We start from the raw sequence: 8,049 nt of genomic DNA, 5'->3' as shown, positions 1-8,049 counted from the left end.
CCTGGTCCGTGCCGGCGCCCGCTTCGAACGCGGCAAACTCGTCGAACGCCCCGCCACCGAGCAGCGCATCACCGAGACCGCAGCCGCCTGATCAAGATTTCTCATCCACAAGTCTTGACTATTGCTCTTCCCAGGTGCGCCAGAGCCGGTAACGGTGACGCCGGAGCAGGCCCAGGATCTGGCGGTGCTGGTTCGTCGAGGTTCTCCCGGCCGGCGCGCACGGCGAAACGGGCGCGGCGCCAGTCGCGTCGCTCATGCGCTGGGCCGGCCACGCGGCGACGTTCTCGAAATCGGTGGTAGCCGGGCATTCGGCCTCGCCACGGGACCTGCTCGGTGCGCGCTCGCGAACAGGTGCGGCAGGCGATGCGGTGTCGGCCTCCAGCCAGACGTGGCAGGCACCGAAGTCATCAGCCCATCCTTCGCTTGGTATGCCGGTCAGTCCTGCCCGGCAAGGCGAGGTCAACGTGGAGCGGGCGCTGTGAGCGCACACCCTCGTACGACACCTCCACGAAGAGGGCCGCCAGATCTCCGGGGTGGGCGCAGGCGGTATGTCGCTTGCGACCCGGTCTCTTCAGGCCGACGCTCCTGGACACCGGCGGTGTTCGCGTTGCTCAACCACCTCGAGCGGGCCGGCTTCGCCGGAGCGCCGCGCGTCGCCGGCGACGGGTACACGTTTGTGGCGGGCGAGTCTCCGCATCCGCACGCCTGGTCGGACGAGACGGTGGGCGTGGTGGGGACGCTGTTGCGCGGCCTGCACGACGCCACCGCGACCTTCACGCCGCCGGCCGACGCCGTGTGGCAGGCGAACTGGCTCCGTGACCTCGGCGGCGACGACATCGTGATCGGGCACTGCGATCCCGGCCCCTGGAACATCGTCGGCGAACACGGGCGGCCCGACGCGTTCATCGACTGGGAGTACGCGGGCCCGGTGGACCGGCTGTGGGAACTCGCCGAGACGGTCTGGCTGAACGCCCAGCTCGTCGATGACGACGTCGCGGAACTACACGGCCTGCCCGACGCCGCCACCCGGGCTCGGCACGCGCGGGCCATCGTCGACGGGTACGGCCTGCCCCGGGCCGCGCGAGACGAGCTGGTCGATCGGCTTGCCGACGTCGCGATCCACAACGCGCGCCACGAGGCGGTCATCCAGGGCGTGACCATCGACAGCACCTCGGCGATTGCCGGCAACGGCTATCCGATCCTGTGGGCCGTCACGTGGCGCGCACGGAGCGCCTCGTGGATCGCCCGCCATCGCAACCTGATCCGCCGGGCAGTGCTCGGGTAGCGGGACGCTCGCCGCGAAGCGGCGCCGTCGCCGGATAGCCGGCCGGCCCCAGGAAACCTGCGCCTACGCTGCCGGGGTGAACATCGACCTGGTGGCGCTGATCGTCGAGGAGTACGACCCGGCAATCGCGTTCTTCACGGACACGCTCGGCTTCGACCTGGTGGAGGATTCGCCGTCGTCCACCGGCGACGGGCGACCCAAGCGCTGGGTGGTCGTCCGGCCCCCCGGCGCGCGGACCGGGATCCTCCTCGCCCGCGCCGACAACGAGCACCAGCGCGCCGCGATCGGCGATCAGGCGGGCGGCCGGGTCGGGTTCTTCCTCCGCGTCGACGATTTCGACGCCGCCTATCGGCGGATGGCCGGCGCCAGCGTCACGTTCGTCCGGCCGCCGCGCACCGAACCGTACGGGCGGGTCGCGGTCTTTCTCGACGTCTCCGGCAACAGGTGGGATCTGCTCGGGGCGCCGGCCTGACACCCGGCCGCGCCGGCCGGTGGAACGTCGCCAACAAAATGAGGGTCCCGCGCGCCCCCGGGTCCGCGTATGCCCCAGAAGCGCGCGGGACGGTTCAGGACAACCAGCGCAACGGCACCGCCGCGGCGAGCGCACCGTAGCCCGCCGGGTTCAGATGCAGGTGGTCGCCGGTGTCGTAGGCCGGGTTGAGCTGGCGCGGGACCGCGGGATCACGGGCCGCCACATCGAAGTCCACGATCTCGTCGAACAGCCGGCCGCGGCGCAGGACCGCGTTGACCGCCTGCCGCGACTGCTCCCGCAGCCCGTCGGGGTCGTCGTAACCGGTGTTCCCGCCGAACGGGGTGATCGTCGCGCCGTACGCGGTGATGTCGCGGGCGTGCGCGCGCAGCACCACCTGTTCGAAGGCGAACAGCAGGTCGTCGACCACCTGCTTCTGGTCGGCGACCGTGGCCGGCGCGGTGCCGATGTCGTTGACGCCCTCGAAGATCAGCATGCGGTCCACGCCGCTGGTGGCGAGGACGTCGCGATCCAGCCGGGCCAGCACGTTCGGCCCCAGCCCGTCGTTGAGCACGCGGTTGCCGCCGGCCGCCTGGTTCAGGATCGCGGTCCGCCGCCGGCGGGCGAACAGCTGGTCGGGCCAGCGGTCGTTGCCGTCGGTCGTGGATCCCCGGCCGTCGGTGAGGGAGTCCCCGACGATCGCGATGGCCGGCGCGGTGCCCGGCACCTCGACGCCGCTGATCAGATACCAGTGGGCCACCGACGCCGCGCCCGACAGGTCGGGCGCGGCGACGAAGTTCCCGTTCGTCAGGTACGTCGTCGTGCGCGAGCCCGGGTGCGACGTCAGGTTCAGCGTCTCCTGACCGGCGGCCAGGTAGGTGCTGATCGTCAGGTTCGAGCCGGACGCCACCGGCAGGTCGACCGGGTCGGACACCACCTGGGCGCCGATCGGCACGACCACCGAGGCCCGGCCGCCGAAGGTCAGCGGGCGCGCGGTGCCCGGCACGATCGCGGAGACCCCGGCCTGGCCGCCGGCCGGCAGCGCCACCCCGGCCGCGGTGATCGGCAGGGCGGCCCCGCCGAACGCGTTGGAGAAGCGCACCCGCAACCGGCTGCCACCGATCGTGACGTGCACGGTCTGCCGGAGCGTGGTGTCCACCAGCGTGGACGACGCGCCGGTGAAGGGCGCCGGCGGCAGGTTCCCCGGCTCGGTGAGCTGCGGCATCGCCACCCAGGTGTGCAACCACCGCGGACGCCCGTGTGCCGCGGCCGGGCCGGCGCCGAACACGGCCCCGCCGACGGCGGCCGCACCGGTCATGCCCAGCATGGTTCGTCTACGCATCTCAGGCCCTCCGGCTCTCGGGCGGTCCCAGGTAGCTGTACTTCACGCCGCCGGTGTCCACGACCAGCCGCTGGACGATGACGGTCGGGTCGACGGTCCAGAAGGTCAGCGTGTGCTGGCCGGGCGCGGCGATCTGGTGGGTGGTCGTGGTGCGGTTGATGTTGTCGCTGGTGTTGCGGGCCCACTGCCGGTTCATGGTGGTGTCGTTGGCGCCGGTCGCCGTGGTCGCGTTGACCACCTGCGGCGTCGCGCCGTCGATCGAGACCGCGTACTGGAGGCCCTCGGTCGGCCGCACGTTGTTGCGCGGCGACAGGTATGCGGTCACCTGCACCGGCCCGGCCGAGGTGAGCGTCATCGGGTAGCTGAGGCTGGCCGAGGCCGAGAGCGGCGTGAGCCCGTTGCCGGTCTTGCCGATCCCGGGCAGCAACTGCCACTTGCCGGTCGAAGATCCGTAGTGGTCGGCCTCCATCGCCACGTACCCGTTGGCCTCGAGGAAGCCCTTGGGCTTCAGCGCCGGCCGGGTGACCGGCGCCTGCACGGTCACGGTCGAGCCCGCGCCGGTGATGGTGATCGGCACACTGCGCGTCCCGGCCGGCGCCCGCTTCCAGTCCACAGTCACGTAGGAACGGATCTGGTCGGTGACGGTGCCCGAAGCGTGGGTCACGGAGAGCCACGGCGCGCCACTACGGATCCGGTAGCGGAACGGCGTGGTGCCCTTGTTGTAGACCTCGATGTACTGCCGCGACTGGCTCTGCCACGGGCTGAGCTCGGGCAGCACCGACGACGACCCGCCGTCCAGCGCGACGCCCATCGACGAGCCCGCCGGCACCTCGATGCGCTTGAGGTACGGGAAGATCTCGTCCGGCAGCGCCACGTTGTTCAGCTCCGGCTGCTGCCAGGGCGCGTTCGGCCCGTAGCGCTCCACGTTGCCGTACCCGATCTTGGGTTGCAGCTGCCAGTTGTGCCACTTCCCGCCGGCCAGGGTGTTGTTGTAGTAGTCGCTCATCGCCTGGTCCTCGGCGAACAGCGCCTCGGCCCGGTCGGCGAGCGCGTTGGTGGCCGCGCGTCCCTGCGCCGCGTACGCGATGTTGGTGAACTCCGCGCGCCGCAGGTCGTAGATGATCGCCGTGTCCTTCACCTGGTAGTACACGAGCTGGTAGTACGCGTCCTGCCAGGCCGGCGGGATCTTCGCCCGCAAGCGGGAGGCACGGGCCGCCAGGTCCAGCCAGGACGACGTGACCCGGTCCATCTCGGCGTAATCGGTCAGCGAGAACGGCGTCTGCTGGTCGTCGTACACCACGGCCGACGAATCGGTGGTGATGTCCTTGGTGGGGTCGACGGTGATGCGCCGGTTCAACAGCTCGGGCTTGCGGCGGGACTGCAGATGACCGTACGTGTCAAGGATGTCGGCGATCGCCGGCGCGAGTCGCTCCCCGAAGCTCTGCGCCGCGTAACGCCGCGTCCACTCCCCGAGCTTGGTCACCGGCCACTCGGACGGGTTCCACGCGTAGTCGAGGAAGAACTGGGTGGGCAGCTCCTCGTTCTTGAGGTCGCCCACGTTCGCCACCCAGAGACGATCAACACCTGACGCGTACGCCCGATGCAGTTGCTCCCAGGTGTTCGTCAGATTCGCAGTGTCGGCCCACTTGTAGTTGCGGCCATCTCCGACATAGTCGAAGTGGTAGTACATGCCGTAACCACCGCTGCGCGGGGGAAGCGACGGATCGGGCAGCTTACGCATGTTGCCCCAGTTGTCGTCGCAGAACACCACCGTGACGTCGTCCGGCGGCCGGTAGCCCTTGTCCCAGTAGCGCTGCACCTCCTTGTAGAGGGTCTGCACCTGGGGCCGGTCGATCAGCCCGGTGTCGCGCAGGATCTGCCGCTGCTTGTCGATGATGGAGCTCATCAGGTCGATGCCGTCGCCGTCGGGCAGCGAGACGTCGCCGTTGCCGCGCATGCCGAGCGTGATGACGCCTTCGATGTCCTGGTCGCGCATCCGCTCGGCGCCGTCCTCCCAGTACGCCTCGATCGCGGCCTGGTTCTGCCGGTAGCTCCACACGCCGTTGCCGCCGTACGGATCGGTGCCGTTGACCGCGTGCCGGTTCCACTCCTCGATGCCGCGCATCATCGGCGCCTCGTGCGAGGTGCCCATCACCACGCCGTAGCGGGTGGCGGTCGCGTGGTTGAGCGGGTCGTCCTCGGCGAACGCCCGGCCCCACACCGCCGGCCACAGGTAGTTGGCCTTGAGCCGCAGCATGGTCTCGAAGACCTTGGCGTAGTAGTCGGCGTTGAGCCCGCCCGGGAAGCCGGGCGCCTTGCCGGGGCCGAAGTGCTCGGGCGCCCACGTGCCGGTGGCCGGGTTCTCGTCGTTGATGAAGAACCCGCGGTACTTCACCGCCGGGGTGCCCTGGGTGTGCCGGCCGGGCAGGACGTACAGGTTGTCGTGGTGCTCGACCGGGACGTCGTCCCAGAAGTACCACGGCGAGACGCCGATGGTGCGGGACACGTCGTAGGCGCCGTAGATGGTGCCGCGCTGGTCGCTGCCGGCGATCACGAAGGCCCGCTTGACGCCGGGCAGCGGGTTGTCGACGACCTGCTCGATCGTCGTCTCCCACTTGCCGCGGATCGAGTCGACGTCGAGCTTGCCGCGCGCGATGATCCGGTCGAGGGTCGGGCTGCGGCCGATCGTGCCGAGGATGATCGGGTCCTTCCGCGCCGAGGTCGCGGCGCCGGTGACCTTCTTGAGATCGCCGCGCAGGTCGCCGGCGACGCGGACCACTCCGGGGTAGTCGGTGTCGTCGACCAGCACGGGGGCGCCGGCCAGCGGGAACCGGCCGGGCCCGGGATGGGTGGTGATGTAGCCGGAGACGGTCTCGCCGCCGTGCGCGGCGGCCGGGGACGGGATCGCCAGCAACGGGGCGACCAGCACGAGAGCGAGCGCGGCCTTCATCGGAACAACCTCACATTCACCGCGGCGGCCATGGCCGCCATGCCGATGTCGTTGGGGTGCAGGTGATCGCCGCTGTCGTAGGCCGGATTCAGCCGGATCGGATCGGCCGGGTCACCCATCGCCCGGTCGAAGTCGATCACCCCGTCGTGCTCGCCGCTCGTCCGGATCCACCGGTTGAGCTGCTGCCGCTTGCGCTCGTTCCCGGCCGAGTAGAAGCCCAGCGTGTCGTCCTTGAACGGCAGGATCGTCCCGCCGTACGCGCGCAGGCCGCCCTCGTGCGCCCGCGCGATCAGCTGCCGGTGCCCGGCGATCAGGTCGCCGGCGCTGACCACCTCGCTCGGCGGCGCGACGGTTCCCGGGTGCCCGAGGTCGTTCACGCCGAGCAGCACGATCAGGAAGCGCCGCCCGGGCTGGGCGAGCACGTCCCGGTCGAAGCGCTTGAGCCCGTTGACGCCGAAGTAGTTCGCGAACGTCTCGGCGTCGCTGCCGGCCGGCGGGTTCGGGTCGTGCAGCAGCCGGTTGCCCGACACGCCGGCGTTCGCGATCCCCCGGTCGAGGTGGGCCGCGCGCAGCCGGGCGCCGAGAAGGTCCGGCCAGCGGTGGTTCAGGTTGTTCTGCGTGTTCGCGCCGTTGGTGATGGAATCGCCGAGCGTCACGATCGCCGCGGCGCCGTGCTTGCGCACGGCCACACCGGACAGGAACAGGTCCTGCGCGAGGGTCGCGGTGGCTTTCACCGTACGGGCGGAGGTCACGTTCCCGGCCGCGATCACGTTGTCCTGGAACGCGAACGCCGCCAGGGTCGTCACCGTGGTCCGCCGCCGGAAGTAGAGGCTGATCGCGAGGTCTCCCCCGGCCTGCAGCCGCAGCCGCACCGGATCGCTGACCATCGGCGCCCCGGCCGGGATGGTGGGGTCGGGCCGCCCGCCGAAGGTGACCCGGCGGTCGGTGCCCGGCACGATCGCGGTGCTCGCCCCGCTGCCGTGACGCAGCGCGACGTGCACCGCGTCGACGTGCAGGGCCTCGGCGCCGAACTCGTTGGTGAGCCGGATCCGCAGCTCGTCGCCGCCGGTCGAGCAGTGCACGACGTGCCGGACGGTCTGGTCCTCGAGGACCGTCGGCGCGCCGCGGGTGGGAATGGTGGTGGGCACGGCCGCCCAGGTGGCGACCCAGTGTTCCGGGCCCGGGCCCGCGTCGTGGGCGAACGCGGGCGTGCCCGCGGTCGCGGCGCCGACCGCCGCGCCGGCCCCGAGGGCCAGCAGCTCACGTCTGGTGGACATGACGGTCTCCTCTCAGCCGCGTCGTTGCGGCAGGGCGAAACGCCAGCAGTCGGCGCGAAGCTGGGGAATGACCTGGTCGACCGCCGCGACGGTCTGGCTCCGGTCGCCGCCGCCGTCGTGCATGAGCACCACCGCGCCGGGTGTGATCCGGTCGAGGATCCGCTGCACCAGCACGCCGGTGCCGGGCGGAACCCAGTCCTCGATGTCGAAGCGCCAGCCGAGCGGCTGCATGCCGAGGCCGGCGGCGACCTGCGGGCTCTGGCCCCAGGCGCCGTACGGGGCGCGGAAGTACTCGATCCGGGCGTGCGGGACGGCCTGGCGGATGAGGGCGCTGGTGGCCTCGAGGTCGGCGCGGATCTGCTCGGGCGTCCACGCCGACATGTCGTCGTGGTGCATCGAGTGGTTGCAGAGCACGTGCCCCTCGCGGGCGATCGCGCGGACCACCTCGGGATGCTCGCGGACGTGGTCGCCCCAGAGGCAGAAGACCGCCTTGACGTGGTGTTTGCGCAGCACCCGGAGCAGGTCGTAGGTGTCGGGCGGGTTGGGGCCGTCGTCGAAGGTGAAGCTCACGACGTCGCCGTGGCCGCGGGCGGTGTCGACGACGACCGGGGTGGGCCGGCCGGTGGCCGACGCCGGGGTCGCCGCGAAGAGGACGGCCGCCACCGAGACGGCGGCGGCCAGGCCGGACGAAAGCAAGCGGGACACGCGGAATCCTCCGTGGTGGAT

At 71.3% G+C, this 8,049-nt stretch carries 6 protein-coding genes; 2 read left to right on the top strand and 4 right to left on the bottom strand.

Going from position 1 to position 8,049, the window contains the following annotated elements; all coding sequences use genetic code 11:
* Positions 1 to 598: 598 nt before the first annotated feature.
* Positions 599 to 1,285, top strand: a complete 687-nt coding sequence (locus ACFQS1_RS24410) for an aminoglycoside phosphotransferase/choline kinase family protein (protein WP_378972356.1) — start codon at positions 599 to 601, stop codon at positions 1,283 to 1,285.
* Positions 1,286 to 1,361: 76 nt separating this feature from the next.
* Complete coding sequence (locus tag ACFQS1_RS24405) at positions 1,362 to 1,757, top strand: VOC family protein (RefSeq protein WP_378972353.1); 396 nt, start codon at positions 1,362 to 1,364, stop codon at positions 1,755 to 1,757.
* Between the two features lie 94 nt (positions 1,758 to 1,851).
* Here ACFQS1_RS24405 and ACFQS1_RS24400 read toward each other — a convergent pair whose 3' ends face one another.
* From ACFQS1_RS24400 to ACFQS1_RS24385, 4 genes are read right to left on the bottom strand one after another with little or no spacing between them, the layout of a single operon-like run.
* Complete coding sequence (locus tag ACFQS1_RS24400) at positions 1,852 to 3,096, bottom strand: SGNH/GDSL hydrolase family protein (protein WP_378972351.1); 1,245 nt, start codon at positions 3,094 to 3,096, stop codon at positions 1,852 to 1,854.
* A 1-nt stretch (position 3,097) separates the two neighbouring features.
* Complete coding sequence (locus tag ACFQS1_RS24395) at positions 3,098 to 6,046, bottom strand: glycosyl hydrolase 115 family protein (RefSeq protein WP_378972349.1); 2,949 nt, start codon at positions 6,044 to 6,046, stop codon at positions 3,098 to 3,100.
* Positions 6,043 to 7,323 carry an SGNH/GDSL hydrolase family protein gene (locus ACFQS1_RS24390; RefSeq protein WP_378972347.1) on the bottom strand — a complete coding sequence of 427 codons (1,281 nt, stop codon included), beginning with the start codon at positions 7,321 to 7,323 and terminating at the stop codon, positions 6,043 to 6,045. The genes ACFQS1_RS24395 and ACFQS1_RS24390 overlap by 4 nt, the downstream gene beginning before the upstream one ends.
* Positions 7,324 to 7,335: 12 nt before the next feature.
* A complete protein-coding gene (locus tag ACFQS1_RS24385) occupies positions 7,336 to 8,028 on the bottom strand; it encodes a polysaccharide deacetylase family protein (protein ID WP_378972344.1) in 693 nt (230 codons plus the stop codon).
* Positions 8,029 to 8,049: the final 21 nt, after the last annotated feature.

This window comes from Paractinoplanes rhizophilus (assembly GCF_042664765.1).
In the GTDB taxonomy this organism is placed as follows: Bacteria; Actinomycetota; Actinomycetes; order Mycobacteriales; family Micromonosporaceae; genus Actinoplanes; species Actinoplanes rhizophilus.
The sequence above is the reverse complement of the archived record's forward strand: the minus strand, read 5'-3'. Positions and strand labels throughout refer to the sequence as shown.